The sequence below is a fragment of the Nonomuraea sp. NPDC003727 genome (assembly GCF_053586935.1).
The window spans coordinates 133,513-149,859 of sequence record NZ_JBSFNE010000011.1; the positions used below are offsets into that span (position 1 = coordinate 133,513).

Below are 16,347 nucleotides of genomic sequence, written 5' to 3' on the forward strand. Positions count from 1 at the left end.
GGGGCGGGGCCCGGTCGTGGCGCGAGTGTCCCTCCGGGCGGCAATAGTCTGACGTCGTGACACGAACCCTTCGCCTGCTGGTGACCGGTGGCGGCACCGGCGGCCACACCTATCCCGCCCTGACCACCCTTGCCGCGGTGCAGCGGCGGCGGGTGCCCCACGACGTTCTCTGGGTCGGTACGGCCAGCGGCCTGGAGGCCAGGATCACCGCCGAGCACGGCATCCCGTTCAAGGCGATCACCACGGGCAAGCTGCGCCGCCGCCCGAACCTGCGCGAGCTGGGCACCAACCTGGCCGACATGTTCCGCATCCCGCTGGGCGTCATGCAGGCGATCGGCCACGCGGCCCGCTACCAGCCCGACGTGGTGCTGTCCACGGGCGGCTACGTCGCGGTGCCCATCGGCGTGGCGGCCAGGCTGCTGCGCCGCCCGCTGGTCATGCACGAGCAGACCACGGTCGTGGGGCTGGCCAACCGCATCCTGGCCAGGATGGCCACCCGCATCGCCCTGTCGCACGAGTCGTCGATGGAGCACCTGCCCCCCTCCGCCCGCGACAAGGCGGTGGTGACCGGCAACCCGGTGCGGCCCGAGCTGCTCCACGGCGACCGGGCGGCGGCCTACGACCAGTTCGGGCTGACCTTCGAGGTGCCGCTCATCTACGTGACCGGCGGCGCCCAGGGCAGCAAGCAGATCAACACGATGCTCGCGGAGATCCTGCCGCGGCTGCTGCCGTACGCGCAGGTGATCCACCAGTGCGGGCCCGCGTGGATCGACCAGATGCGCGCCGTCGCGCTGCCGCCAGGGCTGGCCGACCGCTACCACCCCGTCCCGTACGTCGGGGCCGAGCTGCCCGACCTGTTCGCCGCCGCGGACGTGGTGATCTCGCGCAGCGGCGCCGGCACGGTCTCCGAGCTGACCGCGATCGGCAAGCCCGCGGTGCTCATCCCGCTCATCCCGACCGGCGGCGACGAGCAGCGCAAGAACGCCTCCTACCTGGCTTCCGCGGGCGCCGCCCGAGCGCTGCTGGAGCCGAACCCGCCGGCCGAGCTGCTGCTGGCCGAGCTGATGCCGCTGCTGGCCGACCCGGCGCTGCGCGCGGCGATGGCCGAGGCGGCCCAGAGGCTGGGCCGGCTCGACGCCGCCGACGCGCTGGCCGGCATGCTGCTGGAGGCCGCTCAGCCGTCCAGGTAGCGGAAGGCCTCGTGGGCTTCGCGCACGCTCCTGCGCAGCGTCTCCTCCAACTGGCCGGCGTCGTCGGCCAGCCGGGAGATCTCCGGTACGGCGAAGCCGTCCGCGCCCGACTCGGCCACCAGCTCCTCGTAGCGCGGCAGCCGGGCGCGCAGCTCCTCGATCTGGCCGCGCGCGTGGTAGGCGCGCTCGGCGTCGGCCACGTGGCTCGCGTAGCGCTCCAGCGCCTCGACCCTGGCCACGACCGCCGTCTCGCTGCTGGCCAGCGCCCGCTCCAGCGGCTGGACGGCCTGGGCCACCTCGGGCGCGACGCCGCGCGCGATGAGCGCCTTGTGCTCGGCGCGCAGGGCCGACAGCTTGGCCAGCAGGCGGGCGATCTCCCACTCCTGCTGGGGCAGGAGCACGGCGTTGCGCACCTCGTCGAGCAGCCCTTCGGCGTTGACGTGGGAGCCGAGGACGGAATTGACCGCCCGCTGGGTGCGCGCCATCAGCGCCAGCGCATCGGGATCGAAGTCTTCGGGCAGGTGGTAGCGGCCGTCGTACCAGCGGGCCTGCTCGAAGATCTCCTGCTCCTCGGTGTGGTCGTCGCCGGGCTGCGCGCGCGGGGACAGCACCTTGGCCATGAAGAGCAGCATGACCACACCGAAGCTCAGGAAGGCCACCCTGATCGAGCCCGCGACGATGAAGATGATCGCCAGCCCGAGCAGCATGGGGGCGCCCACGAGGGCGGCGGTGTCGAAGGGAGTGCCGGACGGGCGTTCGGGCCCGGGCCGCGGCCGCCATCCGGCCTTGATGCGGGACAGCAGCGGGGCGTTCGCCTTGAACGTCCAGGCGACCTCTTCCGGCACGCCAGGATCGACCACGACCGCTATGTCCTGTCCCGACATTCCCTGGATCATAAGCTTTGCCGGGGCGGGTGTGGAAGAGCGCGACGTGGTGTTCAGGCCTTCATCAGGCCAAGGTTCAGTACACCCCCGCGGCCCTCCAGCATGGCGCGCCTGGCGTGCCGTACCGCGTCGAGGGTGTTGCCCGCGGCGCTCGGGGAGTCCTCCACGGACATGCGCAGCTCGATCTCCAGCGGGGTGCCGCCGAACGCCTCGCCGTCGATCCTGATGTAGGCGACCTTCCGGTCCCGCAGGAAGGGGACGTGCTCGGCGCCGACGTGGACCTGGCCGCCGTCCGGCATCCTTCCCGCCGCCATGCCCTGGGCCTTGGTGGCCTTCTTGCCCGCCATCCTGGCCGGGTCCTGCATCGCCTGGAAGTCCATGTTGCCGCCGGCGTTGAGCTGGTAGGTGGAGCGCAGCCGCACTCCCGCGGCGGTCAGCGCGTCCACCAGCGCGCGGTGCACGAGCGTCGAGCCGAACTGGCTCTTCAGGTCGTCGCCGACCAGCGGCAGGCTCGCCCGCTCGAACCTGTCGGCCCACTCGGGCGCGCGGGCCAGGACGGCGGGCATGCAGTTGACGAACGCGCACCCGGCCAGCAGCGCCGCCTCGGCGTACAGCTCGGTGGCCCGCTGGTGGCCGACGGGCAGGTAGCTGACCACCACGTGCGTGCCCGTGGCCCGCAGGACGCCGGCGACCTGCTCGGGTGTCCTGCCGCCCCGCGCGCCCGCGAGGTCGCCGAAGTCCTCGCCGAGGATGCCCTCCTCCACCGGCACGCCCGCGTACGGCACGCGGGCGAAGGCGGCGGCGTTGTTGGGCGCGGCCCAGACGGCCTCCGACAGGTCCTTGCCGATCTTCTCAGGGGTGACGTCGAAGGCCGCGGTGAAGGCCACCTGCCGGACGGCGAAGCCCGCGCACTCGGGGTAGTCGGTGTCGCGGTAGTACTCGACCCCCTGCACGAGCGAGGAGGCGCAGTTGCCGATGCCGACGAGGGCCACGTTCACAGTGCTCATGAACCGTACATCTTGCCCAACTCGGCCACCGTCTCCCGCATCAGGTCGCGTAGTTCGGCGGGGGCCAGCACCTCGACGCTCGCGCCCATGCGCAGCAGCAGCCAGCGGGCGTGCGGGACGGACTCGATGGGCACAGTGACGGTGCGCCACCCGTCGGGGTCGGGTTCGGGCAGCTCGACCGTGATGCTCATGGTGTAGTCGAGCAGGCTCTCGGCGCCGGGCGCGACCCTGATGACGGCCTTGGCCTTGTACATCTTCTCGCGGAACTCCTTGGCGTACAGGCGCCAGAACTCCGCCAGGTCGAACCCCTGCGGGTGCTCGAACGTGCCGTCGAGCGTCTCCAGGCTGAGGACGCGCGAGACCCGGTAGGTGCGCGGCGGGTCGCCGGGCGGCGCGGCGACCATGTACCAGGAGCCGCCCTTCAGCACCAGGCCGTAGGGGTGGACGACACGCTCGACCACCTGCCGGCCCCAGCGCTGGTAGCTCATGCGGAGCGGGCGCTGGTCCCACACCGCCTCGGCGACCTCGGTCAGGTGGGGGACGTCGTCGGCGTTGCGGTACCAGCTGGGCACGTCGAGGTGGAAGCGCTCGCGCATCCTGGCGGCCTGGGAGCGCGGCTCCGGCGGGAGGGCGGCCAGCAGCTTCAGCTCGGCGTTGGCGGCGAGCTCGGCCAGGCCCAGCTCGGCGGCGGGCCCGGGCAGGCCGGCCAGGAACAGGGAGGATGCCTCGGCGGCGGTCAGGCCGTTGAGCCTGGTGCGGTAGCCGTCCAGGAGCTGGTAGCCGCCCGCGGGGCCGCGGTCGGCGTAGACGGGCACGCCCGCCGCCGACAGGGCCTCGACGTCGCGGTAGACGGTCCTGACCGACACCTCCAGCTCCTCGGCCAGCTCGGTGGCGGTCATACGGCCACGCGTCTGCAGCAACAGGAGGAGGGAGAGCAGCCGGCTCGCGCGCATGCCCCCATTCTCGCCGCCCGCGCGCGGAGCCGGGAAAACGACTTGAGCCTCACGTCACGTGAGCCTCTACCGTCCCGCCCATGGAAATCATCGTCCACGACACCTTCACCGCCATGGCCGACCTGCTCCGCCGTCCCCTCGGCGAGCGCCGGGACCTCCTGGCCGGCATGCTCGCCCCCATCCGCGCGGCCATCCCCGTGCCGGGCGACATCGTCGACATCCACCACCAGGGCGCCGGATTCCGCGTCGACCGCGAGGACCCGCGCTACCTGCCCGCCGTCGAGAAGCTCATCGAGCAGGACGTCCCCGGGCAGATCGAGCGCGCGCTCGGCAAGGCCGCCGCCGCCCTGACCGGTCTGGCCGCGCCCGACGCCATCCAGGTGATGTTCGTCCTGGGCCACCCCGACGACGACTACCTCATGAACGTCGTGGGCGGCTACTACGGCATGGGCGGCTCCGGCGACGTGATCTACCTCCTCGCCTGGCCGGGCGACGACGTCATCGGCAGGATCGCGCACTGCGCGGTGCACGAGTTCCACCACAACATCCGCTACCGCACCGTGGAGTGGAACCCGGCCACCGTCACCGTCGGCGAGCACGTCGTCGCGGAGGGGCTGGCCGAGGCGTTCGTGCGGGAGCTGTCGGGTCCCGAGGCGATGGGCCCGTGGTCGGCGCGCCCGCTCGACGACGCGGTGTTCGCCAGGATCGTGGCCGACCTCGGCCTGCAGGGCATGCAGAACACGCCCGCCTACGTGCTCGGCGACACGGCGATGGTCAGGTTCGGCCAGGAGCCGCGCGGCATCCCCGACATGGCCGGCTACCCCGCCGGGCTGCGCCTGGTCGACGCGCACCTGCGGGCGACGGGCCGGTCGGCCGTCGAGTGCACGGGCCTGCCCGCCGCCGAGATCCTGTCAACCTGGCGAGACGAAGCCTGACTCGTAGGCGGCGATCACCGCCTGCGTGCGGTCGCGGGCGCCGAGCTTGGTGAGCACGTTGCCGACGTGCGTCTTGACCGTCTCCTGGCTGACCACCAGCTCGGCGGCGATCTCGCCGTTGGACAGCCCCCTGGTCATCAGCCGCAGCACGTCGCCTTCACGGCCGGTCAGGCGGCCGATGCCGGGCACCCCGGTGGCGGGCCTCCGGCGCGCCGCCAGGTCCCTGATCGCGGCGGGGAACAGCAGCGTGTCGCCGGCCGCGACCACCCTGATGGCCCGCACCAGGTCGCCCGGCCTGGTGCGCTTCAGCAGGAAGCCGCTCGCGCCCGCCCGCAGCGCGTCGTAGACGTAGTCGTCGTTCTCGAACGTCGTCACCACGAGCACCTTGGGCGCCTCGGGCAGCGCGACCAGGTTCGCGGTGGCCTGGATGCCGTCGAGGCGGGGCATGCGGACGTCCATGAGCACCACGTCGGGGCGTTCCCTGCGGACCACGGGCAGCACCTCGGCACCGTCGGCCGCCTCGCCGACGACGGTGAGGTCCTCCTCGGACTCGACGATGATCCGCAGTCCGGTGCGGATGAGGTCCTCGTCGTCGGCTATCACGATCTTCAGCGTCACGCTCCCGACCGTAGCGGGAGCCGTACCGACACCTGCCACTCGCCCCGCTCGCCAGGACCGGCGTGCAAGGTGCCGCGCAGCAGCCCGACCCGCTCCCGCATGCCCGCGACCCCGCGACCGCCGCCCCTTCCGCGCGTGGCGGCGGTGGCGTTGGAGATCTCGAGGCTCAGCTCGTCGTCCTGGACGGCGGCGGCCAGCCGGACCGCGCCCTGCCCGTGCTTGATGGCGTTGGTCAGCGCCTCCTGGACGATCCGGTAGGCCTCGCGCGAGACCACGGCGGGCACCGAGGACAGGTCGCCCACCTCGCGCCTGACGTCGGCGCCCGAGGCGCGGATCAGCTCGTCGAGGTCGGCGAGCGTCGCTTGCGGGGCGCGGCCCTGCGCGTCCTCGCGCAGCACGCCGAGCACGTGGTCGAGATCCTCCAGCGCGGCCCGCGCCGACTGCTCGATGGCCTCGAGCGCGGTCCTCGCGGTGGCCGGGTCGCGCTCGATGACCCTGCCCGCGGCGGCGGCCTGGAGGGTGACCACGCTCAGCGCGTGGCCGACCGAGTCGTGCAGCTCGCGGGCCAGCCGGTTGCGCTCGGCGAGCCTGCGGGCCTGCTGCTCGGCGACGGCGAGCCGGTCGGCGGGCGACGGGCCGAGCAGCCTGGGCGCCAGCCGGGCCAGCAGCGCGCCCGCGCCGGCCACCACGGCGACCAGGACCACCGCGATCGCCACCGCCGCCACGGGCATCCACGCCAGCGGCGCATCGCGGCCGAGCAGTCCGGCGGGGTCACCGGTGAGCGGCGCGGCGAGCAGCCACACCACGAACGGCACGATCGCCAGCGTGATCCCGCTCATCAACCCGCCAACCGCCAGGTGCAGCGTGAACCACAGCGCGGTGCGCCGCCGTTCCCCCCAGGTGCGCCGCCCGCCCGGCAGCGGGTCGACCTTCGCGCCGAGCAGCCCCTCGGCCGCCGACACCTCGAACGCCCGCAGCGGCAGGAACAGCCCGGTCACCGCGACCAGCGGCAGCACCGCCACGTAGACCAGCACGTCGACGGGGAAGAGCAGCTGCGAGGCGCTGCCGCGGCCGCCGACCGTGCCGCTGACCAGCACGCCGAGCATCATGTACGGCATCAGCAGCGCCCCGCCGAGGATCAGGCAGGCCCACCTGCGGGCGACGAGTCTCCATCTCACAGATCGCATTATATGTCGCGGTAATTCACTCCCAGCATAATGCGCTTTTAGCGGAATATGCTCACGGAGAACCGCGACACCACAATTCCGGCTCTCTCGATAACGTCTTATGCGTAACGCGAGAGAAAGGTGGACGCATGACGGAGACCCCTCGCCCGGCCTGGCCGGAGCAGCTTGGCCAGCGACTGCTGAAGGAACGGATTATCGTCCTCGGCCAGGAGGTCGACGACGACATTTGCAATCGCCTGTGCGGCGAACTGCTTTTGCTGGCGGCCGAGGACCCGGTCAGCGACGTCACTCTTTACATCAATTCGCCCGGCGGTTCGATTTCGGCCGGGATGGCGCTTTACGACATGATGCAGTTCGTCCCCTGCGACGTGGCGACGGTCGCGATGGGGTTCGCCGCCTCCATGGGGCAGTTCCTGCTGAGCGGAGGCGCGCCGGGCAAGCGCTACGCGCTCCCCCACGCCCGGATCGTCATGCACCAGCCGCTCGGCGGCATCGGCGGCACCGCGGCCGACATCCAGATCCAGGCCGAGAACCTGCTCTACACCAAGCGGCTGATGGCCGAGCTGATCGCGCAGCACACCGGCCAGCCGCTGGAGCGCATCCAGGCCGACTCCGACAGGGACCGGTGGTTCACCGCGCAGGAGGCCAAGGAGTACGGCTTCGTCGACCATGTCGTCACGCACGCGGACGGGGTGATCAAGGTATGAACGCGCGCTATGTGCTGCCCTCCTTCACCGAGCGCACCAGCTACGGCATCAAGGAGATGAACCCGTACAACAAGCTGTTCGAGGACCGGATCATCTTCATCGGCACGCCGATCGACGACACCCTGGCCAACGACGTGATGGCGCAGCTGCTGACGCTGGAGTCGCTCGATCCTGACCAGGACATCCAGCTCTACATCAACTCGCCGGGCGGGTCGTTCACCTCGATGAGCGCGATCTACGACACGATGCAGTTCGTCAGGCCGCAGGTCCAGACGGTGTGCATCGGCGAGGCGAGCTCGGCGGCGGCCGTGCTGCTGGCGGCGGGGGCGCCGGGCAAGCGGGCGGCGCTGCCGCACGCGCGCATCCTGCTCCACCAGCCGGCCACCGAGGGGGCCAGCCGCGGGCAGTCGAGCGACCTGGAGATCCACGCGCGGGAGATCCTGCGGATGCGCGACCAGCAGGAGGAGATCCTGGCCAAGCACACGGGGCGGTCGACCCTCGACATCCGCAGGGACATCGAACGCGACCGCTTCATGACGGCCGAGCAGGCCAGGACCTACGGGCTGATCGACGACATCTTCGCCGGCCGCAAGAAGACCCTGACGCCGGCCTGACCCTCCGGCGAACCGCCGGAACGACATCCGGCGGCTCGGCCGGCTTCCCGGCGGGTCGGCCTCCCGGCGGGTCGGCCTCCCGGCGGGTCGGCCTCCCGGCGGGTCGGCCTCCCGGCGGGTCGGCTTGATCGGCCCGCTTGATCGGCCGGCTTGATCGGCCGGCTTGATCGGCCTGGTTGATCGGGGGCACAGCGGGGCGTTCGCGGGTCACAGCGGGCGCCCACGCCGGTCCCGGCGCTGACGATGGGCTCGCGCCGGGGCCGGACCCGCCCCTACCCCAGCAATTCTGGAAATGTCGTGACATGTAGCCTGCTCTGCGTTCTGTGACGCAAGCGGGGGGAGTGGCGGCGTGTCGCTGGAGCAGGTCATCGTGCTGCTGGTGGCCGCCGCGGGAGCCGGCTGGATCGACGCCGTCGTCGGCGGCGGCGGGCTGCTCCAGCTTCCCGCCCTCATGGTGGCGGGCGTCCCCACCGTCCAGGCGATCGCCACCAACAAGCTGGCCGCCATCTTCGGCACCGCCTCCGCCGCCGTCACCTACGCCCGCACCACCAAGCTCGACCGCGAGGTGGCGGTGCCGGCGGGCGCGCTGGCCGTCCTCAGCGCGGGGCTCGGGGCGACGGCGGCCGCGGCCATCTCCTCCGGCGTCCTGCGCCCGCTGGTGATGGTCGTCCTGCTGGGCGTGGCGGCGTTCGTGACCCTGCGCCCCTCCTTCGGCGCGCTCCCCCAGCCGCACCTGCGCACCCGCGCGCGGGTCGGGGCGGCCATCGTGGCGGCCGGGGTCGTGATCGCCTTCTACGACGGCATCATGGGTCCCGGCACGGGCACCTTCCTGATCATCGCGTTCACCACCATCCTCGGTCTGGACTTCGTGCACGCCTCGGCCACCGCGAAGATCATCAACACCGGCACGAACTTCGGCGCGCTGCTGGTCTTCGGCTTCCAGGGCCACCTGCTGTGGGGGCTGGGGCTGGGGATGGCGGCCTGCAACATCGCCGGCGCCCAGCTCGGCGCCCGCATGGCGCTCAGGCGCGGCGCCGGGTTCGTGCGGGTCGTGCTGCTGTGCGTGGTGGTGGCGATGGTGGCCAGGCTCGCCTGGCAGCAGTTCGCCTGAGCTCAGATCGGGTTGCCCTCGCCGTTCTCGTCGCCGGGCGTCTGCCCTGGCGTGTTGCCGCCCGTGTCGCCGGGAGAGGGGCTCGGTCGCGGGTTCTGCGGCTCCGGCGAAGCCGGCACCGGGGGCGGGCTCGGCACGAACTCCGTCGGCGGCAGCGGCCGCGGCAGCGGCGCGCTGTCGTCGTCCCCGCCGAACAGCAGCAGCGCGATCACCGCGCCCAGCACCACGAGCAGCGCCAGCACCCCGGCCGCGACCAGCACCCTGGCGCGCGTCTCGGTCAGCGGCGCGCGCGGGCGCGGCGGCGCGGGCAGCGCCGGCGCCCTGTCGGCCAGCCAGTAGGGCACGAAGTCGGGCCCGTGCACCTCGCCGATCAGCGTGCCGCCGACCAGCACGGGCTCGAGGAAACGTTCGGCTCCCGGCCGTCCGGGGACGTACGGCACCGCCACCCACGGCGCCTGCCCCAGGTCGGCCGCGACGACGGGCGGCCCGTCGGCCACGGCCCCCCTGTTCCGGGCGCGGGCGACCCAGCCGCGCCGTCCCGAGGCCGCGCGGATCGCCGTCACGAACCGCTCGCGCGCCGAGGGGTCGAGCGCCGCTCCCCTGGTGAGCAGGGCGATCGACACCGCCCGGCCGTCGGCGGCCTGCCCGAGGTAGACCAGGCCCGCCGGAGCGGTCGACAGCCGTGCCTGCACGGCGAAGCCCCCGAGGCGCGGCGGGTCACCGTACTGCAGCGGAACGGCCATGCGAGTCATCAAAGCACGTATACCCGGCGCGCCGGGGCGTGCACCCATAAGCCTTGTTTGGTGGAATAGCACTCATGAGCACTGCCGAAGAGCTGTCGACGGGTACCGACGCGGCCGTGCTGCGTCAGACCCTTGAGGAGGTCCGGCGGGTCATCGTCGGCCAGGACCACATGGTCGAACGCCTGGTGGTCGCGCTGCTGGCCCGTGGCCACTGCCTGCTCGAGGGTGTGCCAGGGGTGGCCAAGACGCTGGCCGCCGCCACCCTGGCCACCGTGGTGGGCGGCACGTTCGCCCGCATCCAGTTCACCCCGGACCTGGTGCCCAGCGACATCGTCGGAACCCGCGTCTACCATCCCTCCAGCGAGCAGTTCGACATCGAGCTCGGCCCCGTCTTCGTCAACTTCCTGCTGGCCGACGAGATCAACCGCGCGCCCGCGAAGGTGCAGTCCGCGCTGCTCGAAGTGATGGCCGAGCGCCAGGTCACGCTGGCGGGCATCACGCATCCGCTGCCGAAGCCGTTCATCGTGCTGGCCACCCAGAACCCGATCGAGTCGGAGGGCGTCTACCCGCTGCCCGAGGTGCAGCGCGACCGGTTCCTGTTCAGGGTCAAGGTGCCGCACCCGAGCGCGCAGGAGGAGCTGGAGATCCTGCACCGGATGAGCGTCACCCCTCCGGTGCCCGAGCGGATCCTCGATCCCGAGCGGCTGCTCGCCCTGCAGCACCAGGCCGAGCTGGTCTCGGTGCACCAGCTGGTCGCCGACTACGTGGTGCGCCTGGTCATGGCCACCCGCTCGCCCGCCGAGTACGGCATGCCGGAGCTGGCCGACACCATCGAGGTGGGCGTCAGCCCGCGCGCCACGCTCGGCCTGGTCTCGGCCGGCCGGGCGCTGGCGGTGCTGCGCGGGCGCGACTACCTGCTGCCCGACGACGTGCGCGACGTGGCGGTGGACGTGATGGGCCACCGGCTCATGCTCACCTTCGACGCCCTGGCCGACGGCGTCGACCCCGAGCAGGTGATCAGGCAGATCCTGCACGCCGTACCGCCTCCGCTGGTCGTGTGGAACCAGAACAGGTGACCGCGCCGTGACGAACCAGGCCGAGCAGGCGCTGCGCAGGCTCGAGCTGACGGTCATCAGGAAGCTCGACGGCCTGCTGCACGGCCAGCACGCCGGCCTGCTGCCGGGTCCGGGCAGCGAGGCCGGCGACAGCCGCGTGTACGTGCCGGGCGAGGACGACGTGCGGCGCATGGACTGGGCGGTGACGGCCCGCACGACGATCCCGCACGTGCGCGACCTGATCGCCGACCGGGAGCTGGAGACGTGGGCGCTGGCCGACCTGTCGCCCAGCATGGACTTCGGCACCGCCGGGACCGACAAGCGCGAGCTGGTGGTCGCGGCGATCGGCGCGATCGGGTTCCTGACCAGCCGGATGGGCGACAGGTTCGGGGCGCTGGTGCTGCACGACGACGCGCTGCACCGGATGCCCGCCAGGACGGGCCGCCCCGCCCTGTACGGCCTGCTGCACTCGCTGGCCGGCGCGCCGCGCGGCCGGGCCGTACCGGACGCCCCCGACCTGGCGGAGGGCATCGACGTGCTGGCGGCCATGCGCAGGCGGCACGGGCTGCGGGTGGTGGTCTCCGACTTCCTCGACGCGCACCCGAGCCTCGACCCGGACGCCGAGCGGGTGTGGGAGCGGCCGATGAGACGGCTGGCCGCCCGCCACCAGGTACTCGCGGTCGAGGTGATGGATCCCCGCGAGCTGGAGCTTCCGGACGTCGGCACGGTGGCGTTCACCGACCCGGAGACTGGGCACGTAAGCGACGTACACCTCTCGCCGCGGGTACGCGCCGCCTACGCCGAGGCGGCCGCCCTGCAGCGGGAGGGCACCCGGGCCGCGCTGCGCAGGGCCGGGGTGGCCCACCTGGTGCTGCGCACCGACCGGGACTGGGTCTTCGACATCGCGCAGTTCACGCTGCGCCAGCGGCGCATGGCGCACCTGGCACACCGGAGGGCGGGTACGTGAGCGAGCATCACGCGGCAGGCGGCAGGGAGCAGGAGGGTCCGTGACGTTCCTCGCGCCGGCTTATCTGTGGCTGTTCGCCCTGGTGGCGCTGGTGGTCGCGGCGTACGTGGCCGCGCAGTTCGGCAGGCGCCGCTACACGGTGCGCTTCACCAACCTGGCGCTGCTGTCGCTGGTGGCCCCGCGCGCGCCGGGATGGCGGCGGCACGTGGCCCCGCTGCTGTTCCTGCTCATGATGAGCCTGCTGGTGGTGGGCGCGGCCAGGCCCGCCGACCAGGTCCGGGTGCCGCGCGACCGGGCCACCATCATCGTCGCGCTGGACGTGTCGCTGTCGATGGACGCCAACGACGTGCAGCCCAGCCGCATCGCGGCCGCCAAGGTCGCCGCGCAGTCGTTCGTCCGCGGGCTGCCCGAGCGCTTCAACGTGGGCCTGGTCTCCTTCGCCCGCTCCGCCAACGTGGTCATCTCCCCCACCACCGACCGCCCCGCCGTCGTCACCGCGCTGGCGAACCTGTCCACCAGGCCGGGCACCGCGATCGGCGAGGCGGTCTTCAACTCGCTGGAGTCGATCCGCTCCTTCGACCAGCGCGCGGTCACCGACCCGCCGCCGGCCGCGGTCGTGCTGCTGTCCGACGGCGACAACACCTCGGGCCGCTCGGTGAACGAGGCCATCGACGCCGCCAAGCAGGCCAGGGTGCCGGTCTCCACCATCGCGTACGGCACGCAGGACGGCACCGTCATGATCGACGGGCGGCCGGTGACCGTACCGGTGAACAAGGCGACCCTGCAGTCGCTGTCGGAGGGCACCGCGGGCCGCGCCTACTCCGCCGAGTCGGGCAACGAACTGCGCGAGGTCTACGAGCAGATCGGCACCTCGCTCGGTTTCAAGACCGTCAGCCAGGAGATCAGCCAGTACTTCATCGTCGCGGCGATCGTCGTCGGCCTGCTGGTGGCGGCCGCGGCCATCCTGCTGGGCCATCGCATTCCCTGAGGGCGGTAACGTTTTCCCACGTGGCCCACTACTTCGAGGAGCAGCCGCAGGCGGCGAGCAGACCCGCGTCCGTCGACCTGGTCCTGCCCGACCTGCACCTGCGGCTGGAGACCGACAGGGGCGTCTTCTCCCCCGACCGGATCGACCTCGGCACCCGCATCCTGCTGGAGAGCGTGCCGAAGCCGCCGCAGGAGGGCGACCTGCTCGACCTGGGCTGCGGCTACGGCCCCATCGCGCTGACCATGGCCACCCGCGCGCCGGGGGCGACCGTGTGGGCCGTCGACGTCAACCGCCGCTCGCTGGAGCTCACCCAGCGCAACGCCGAGGCCGCCGGCCTGGCCGGGGTGCGGCCGGCGCACGTCGACGAGGTCCCCGAGGAGCCGCGTTTCGCCGCGATCTGGTCCAACCCGGCCATCCGCATCGGCAAGCAGGCGCTGCACGAGATGCTGACCCGCTGGCTGACCAGGCTGACTCCCGACGGGGTGGCCTACCTCGTGGTGCAGAAGCACCTCGGCTCCGACTCGCTGCAGCGCTGGCTGTCCGAGCAGGGCTGGCAGGCCACCCGCCACACCTCCCGCGCCGCGTACCGAATCCTGAAGGTGACCCGATGAGAAAGCAGCTGCGCCCGACCGACGTCAAGCGGCTCAACCGCACGTGGCGTCGCAGCACGGAGAACCGTCTGTCGATGATCATCGAGTCGGTGACGGGGCCGTTCAACATCGGCTCGATCTTCCGCAGCGCGGCCGCGTTCGGCGTCGACCAGATCTGGCTGGCCGGCAACGCGACCCCGCCCACCAACCCGAAGGCGGGCAAGACCGCGCTCGGCACCGACCGGCTGGTGGCCTGGAAGGACGCCGTGCCCGTGCTCGACGCGGTGCGCGAGGCCAAGGACGGCGGCTACACCGTCGTCGCCATCGAGCTGACCGGCGAGGCGCGGCCGCTGCACAGGACCAACCTCGACCGCGACGTGTGCCTGGTGGTCGGCAGCGAGGACCACGGCTGCTCGCCCGCCCTGCTGGAGGCCGCCGACCTGGCCGCCTACATCCCGCAGGTCGGCAGGGTCGGTTCCTTCAACGTCGGCGTGGCCGCCGCCATCGCGCTGTCGGAGGCGCGCCGGCAGGAATGGAGTAAATTGCCCGAGTCGTAACCAGGGTGACATGACGGGCCGGGCTCACAACCGGCATACTCGCCGTGTGTTCAGCCGTCGCTTCGCCTTCCTTGATCATCCCGGCCCGCTGGCCTTCGCGCACCGCGGCGGCGCCCTCGAGGGGCACGAGAACACCGCCGCGGCCTTCGAGCGGGCGGTCGAGCTCGGCTACACCTACCTGGAGACCGACGCCCACGCCACCTCCGACGGCGTGCTGCTGGCCTTCCACGACCACACCCTCGACCGGGTGACCAGCCATCGGGGGAAGATCGCCGAGCTGCCGTACCGGGTCGTCAGGCACGCCCGCATCGGCGGCGTCCACGACATCCCGCTGATGGAGGACCTGATCGGCTCCTTCCCCGAGGCGCGCTTCAACATCGACGTCAAGGAGGCGGGCACGATCGAGCCGCTGGCCGCGATGGTCAGGCGGACGAACGCCTACGACAGGATCTGCCTGACCTCCTTCTCCGACGAGCGGCTGGCCAGGGCGCGCGCCGCGATGGGCCGCGAGGTCTGCTCGGCGCTCGGCCCCCGCGGCGTGGCCGCCCTGCGCGCCGCGGCCACCACCTCCGGCTACGGCCGCGTGCTGGCCAGGCTGGCCCGCTCCGGCGTGCCCTGCGCGCAGGTGCCGGTCGGCTTCCGCGGGCTGCGCGTCACCACCCGGTCCCTGGTGCGTACGGCGCACGCCCTCGGCATGCAGGTCCACGTGTGGACCATCAACGACACCCTGCGCATGGACCAGCTCCTCGACCTGGGTGTCGACGGCATCATGACCGACAACATCTCCGGCCTGCGCGAGGTCCTCGACCGGCGCGGCCTCTGGCACCCCGGCCAGCTCGCAGCCTAGGAGTTCTCCCTTGGCCGTCCCCTCCTCCCCTGCCGTCTCCGACGACTCCCCCGCCGCCCGCCGCCGAGAGCAGCGCGGCTGGTACTGGTACGACTGGGCGAACTCCGCCTTCCCCACCATCGTGCTGACGGTCTTCCTCGGGCCGTACCTGACCGACATCGCCGAGACGGCGGCGGCCGGCGCGCCGTACGTGGACGTGCTCGGCATGGACGTGCGGCCCAGCGCCTACTACTCCTTCGTGGTCGGGGTGGCGGCGGTGCTGCAGATCGTGCTGATGCCGATCGCGGGCGCGCTGGCCGACCACACGGGGCGCAAGAAGGAGCTGATGGGCTTCTTCGCCATGCTGGGCGCGGCGGCGACGGTCTGCTTCTGGTTCGTCAGCGACGGGCGCTACCTGCTGGGCGGCGCGCTGTTCCTGATCGCCAACGTCGGGTTCGCGTGCGCGTTCGTCATCTACAACTCCTTCCTGCCGGAGATCGCCACGCCCGCCGAGCGCGACCGGGTCTCGGGCATGGGCTGGGGCTTCGGCTACCTGGGGGGCGGGTTGCTGCTGGCCGTCCACCTGGTGCTGTTCCTGCGGGCCGAGTCCTTCGGCCTGGACGGGGCCACCGCGGCGCGCATCGCGCTGAGCTCGGCCGGGCTGTGGTGGGGCGGCTTCACGATCATCCCCTTGCTGCGGCTGCGCAACAGGCGCGGCGAGATCGCCACGGGAGAGACGGCGGGGCAGGCGGTCGTGGGCAGCTTCCGCCAGCTCGGCAGGACCGTGATGGGCCTGCACCGCTACCCGCTCACGCTGGCCTTCCTGGTGGCCTACCTGCTCTACAACGACGGCGTGCAGACCGTCATCTCCTTCTCGGCGACGTACGCCGACAAGGAGCTGGGCCTGGACAAGACCGTGCAGATCGCCGCGATCCTCATGGTGCAGTTCGTGGCGTTCGGCGGCGCCCTGCTGCTCAGCCGCCTGGCGACGCTGCTCGGCGCCAAGCGGGTGGTGCTGGCCGCGCTGGTGGCCTGGACGGCGGTCGTGTGCGTGGCCTACTTCCTGCCCAGGGGCTCGGCCACGGCCTTCTTCGCGCTGGGCTTCGCCATCGCGATCGTCATGGGCGGCACCCAGGCGCTGTCGCGCTCGCTGTTCTCGCACGTGATCCCACGCGGCAAGGAGGCCGAGTACTACAGCCTCTACGAGATCAGCGACAAGGGCTCGACCTTCCTCGGCTCGTTCACCCTCGGCCTGGCGCTGCAGCTGACCGACAGCTACCGCCTCGGCATCGTCTCGCTGGTCGTCTTCTTCGTGCTCGGCGGCGCGCTGCTGGCGGCCGTCAACCTGCCCCAGGCGATCCGCGCGGCGGGCAACGAGGTGCCCGAGCGGGTCTGAACCCCCGCCCGCCACAACC

The 16,347-nt window shown here is 72.3% G+C and carries 18 protein-coding genes; 12 read left to right on the forward strand and 6 right to left on the reverse strand.

Annotated elements, in window-relative coordinates; genetic code table 11:
• Positions 1 to 56 precede the first annotated feature (56 nt).
• Complete coding sequence (murG, locus tag ACWDLG_RS27725) at positions 57 to 1,190, forward strand: undecaprenyldiphospho-muramoylpentapeptide beta-N-acetylglucosaminyltransferase (RefSeq protein ID WP_354906915.1); 1,134 nt, start codon at positions 57 to 59, stop codon at positions 1,188 to 1,190.
• Here the strand turns inward: murG and ACWDLG_RS27730 are convergent.
• Genes ACWDLG_RS27730 through ACWDLG_RS27740 form a run of 3 tightly spaced genes read right to left on the reverse strand, consistent with a single transcriptional unit; the run spans position 1,175 to position 4,034 of the window.
• Positions 1,175 to 2,074 carry a hypothetical protein gene (locus ACWDLG_RS27730; RefSeq protein WP_449925250.1) on the reverse strand — a complete coding sequence of 300 codons (900 nt, stop codon included), beginning with the start codon at positions 2,072 to 2,074 and terminating at the stop codon, positions 1,175 to 1,177. The two genes, murG and ACWDLG_RS27730, sit on opposite strands and share 16 nt — an antisense overlap.
• Positions 2,075 to 2,127: 53 nt before the next feature.
• Positions 2,128 to 3,081: an inositol-3-phosphate synthase gene (locus tag ACWDLG_RS27735; RefSeq protein ID WP_449925253.1), complete on the reverse strand. Its 954-nt coding sequence runs from the start codon at positions 3,079 to 3,081 to the stop codon at positions 2,128 to 2,130.
• Positions 3,078 to 4,034 (reverse strand): helix-turn-helix transcriptional regulator, encoded by a 957-nt coding sequence (locus ACWDLG_RS27740; RefSeq protein WP_449925256.1) that lies wholly within the window; start codon positions 4,032 to 4,034, stop codon positions 3,078 to 3,080. Before ACWDLG_RS27740 ends, ACWDLG_RS27735 begins: the two co-directional genes overlap by 4 nt.
• Positions 4,035 to 4,114: 80 nt before the next feature.
• Between ACWDLG_RS27740 and ACWDLG_RS27745 the strand changes: the two genes are divergently transcribed.
• A complete protein-coding gene (locus tag ACWDLG_RS27745) occupies positions 4,115 to 4,969 on the forward strand; it encodes a DUF2268 domain-containing protein (RefSeq protein WP_449925259.1) in 855 nt (284 codons plus the stop codon).
• On the opposite strand, the gene ACWDLG_RS27750 is transcribed toward ACWDLG_RS27745, so the two are convergent.
• Together ACWDLG_RS27750 and ACWDLG_RS27755 are read right to left on the reverse strand one after the other, a co-directional pair.
• Positions 4,946 to 5,587 (reverse strand): response regulator transcription factor, encoded by a 642-nt coding sequence (locus ACWDLG_RS27750; RefSeq protein WP_354906920.1) that lies wholly within the window; start codon positions 5,585 to 5,587, stop codon positions 4,946 to 4,948. The genes ACWDLG_RS27745 and ACWDLG_RS27750 overlap by 24 nt on opposite strands.
• A complete protein-coding gene (locus ACWDLG_RS27755) occupies positions 5,584 to 6,774 on the reverse strand; it encodes a sensor histidine kinase (protein ID WP_449925262.1) in 1,191 nt (396 codons plus the stop codon). Before ACWDLG_RS27755 ends, ACWDLG_RS27750 begins: the two co-directional genes overlap by 4 nt.
• A gap of 128 nt (positions 6,775 to 6,902) precedes the next feature.
• Here ACWDLG_RS27755 and ACWDLG_RS27760 point away from each other — a divergent pair, with 128 nt between their 5' ends.
• The 3 genes from ACWDLG_RS27760 (at position 6,903) to ACWDLG_RS27770 (ending at position 9,206) form a co-directional block, all read left to right on the forward strand.
• Positions 6,903 to 7,481, forward strand: coding sequence for a ClpP family protease (locus ACWDLG_RS27760; protein WP_354906922.1), 579 nt, complete (start codon positions 6,903 to 6,905; stop codon positions 7,479 to 7,481).
• A complete protein-coding gene (locus ACWDLG_RS27765; protein ID WP_354906923.1) occupies positions 7,478 to 8,095 on the forward strand; it encodes an ATP-dependent Clp protease proteolytic subunit in 618 nt (205 codons plus the stop codon). Before ACWDLG_RS27760 ends, ACWDLG_RS27765 begins: the two co-directional genes overlap by 4 nt.
• A gap of 349 nt (positions 8,096 to 8,444) precedes the next feature.
• The gene (locus ACWDLG_RS27770) at positions 8,445 to 9,206 is read left to right on the forward strand and encodes a TSUP family transporter (protein ID WP_449925267.1); all 762 of its coding nucleotides are present in this window, start codon (positions 8,445 to 8,447) and stop codon (positions 9,204 to 9,206) included.
• Positions 9,207 to 9,208: 2 nt separating this feature from the next.
• On the opposite strand, the gene ACWDLG_RS27775 is transcribed toward ACWDLG_RS27770, so the two are convergent.
• Positions 9,209 to 9,949 (reverse strand): hypothetical protein, encoded by a 741-nt coding sequence (locus tag ACWDLG_RS27775; protein ID WP_449925270.1) that lies wholly within the window; start codon positions 9,947 to 9,949, stop codon positions 9,209 to 9,211.
• Positions 9,950 to 10,023: 74 nt separating this feature from the next.
• Between ACWDLG_RS27775 and ACWDLG_RS27780 the strand changes: the two genes are divergently transcribed.
• The 7 genes from ACWDLG_RS27780 to ACWDLG_RS27810 are packed head-to-tail and all read left to right on the forward strand — an operon-like array spanning position 10,024 to position 16,328.
• The gene (locus ACWDLG_RS27780; RefSeq protein WP_354906926.1) at positions 10,024 to 11,025 is read left to right on the forward strand and encodes an AAA family ATPase; all 1,002 of its coding nucleotides are present in this window, start codon (positions 10,024 to 10,026) and stop codon (positions 11,023 to 11,025) included.
• Positions 11,026 to 11,032: 7 nt separating this feature from the next.
• Entirely contained in the window at positions 11,033 to 11,971 is a 939-nt protein-coding gene (locus ACWDLG_RS27785) for a DUF58 domain-containing protein (protein ID WP_449925273.1), read from the forward strand.
• 40 nt (positions 11,972 to 12,011) lie between these two features.
• On the forward strand, positions 12,012 to 12,959 hold the full coding sequence (locus ACWDLG_RS27790) for a VWA domain-containing protein (protein WP_449925276.1): 948 nt from the start codon (positions 12,012 to 12,014) through the stop codon (positions 12,957 to 12,959).
• A 20-nt stretch (positions 12,960 to 12,979) separates the two neighbouring features.
• Positions 12,980 to 13,570 (forward strand): class I SAM-dependent methyltransferase, encoded by a 591-nt coding sequence (locus tag ACWDLG_RS27795; RefSeq protein ID WP_449925279.1) that lies wholly within the window; start codon positions 12,980 to 12,982, stop codon positions 13,568 to 13,570.
• Complete coding sequence (locus ACWDLG_RS27800) at positions 13,567 to 14,106, forward strand: TrmH family RNA methyltransferase (RefSeq protein WP_449925282.1); 540 nt, start codon at positions 13,567 to 13,569, stop codon at positions 14,104 to 14,106. The genes ACWDLG_RS27795 and ACWDLG_RS27800 overlap by 4 nt, the downstream gene beginning before the upstream one ends.
• A gap of 10 nt (positions 14,107 to 14,116) precedes the next feature.
• Complete coding sequence (locus ACWDLG_RS27805; protein WP_449925285.1) at positions 14,117 to 14,953, forward strand: glycerophosphodiester phosphodiesterase family protein; 837 nt, start codon at positions 14,117 to 14,119, stop codon at positions 14,951 to 14,953.
• 10 nt (positions 14,954 to 14,963) lie between these two features.
• A complete protein-coding gene (locus ACWDLG_RS27810) occupies positions 14,964 to 16,328 on the forward strand; it encodes an MFS transporter (RefSeq protein WP_449925288.1) in 1,365 nt (454 codons plus the stop codon).
• Positions 16,329 to 16,347: the final 19 nt, after the last annotated feature.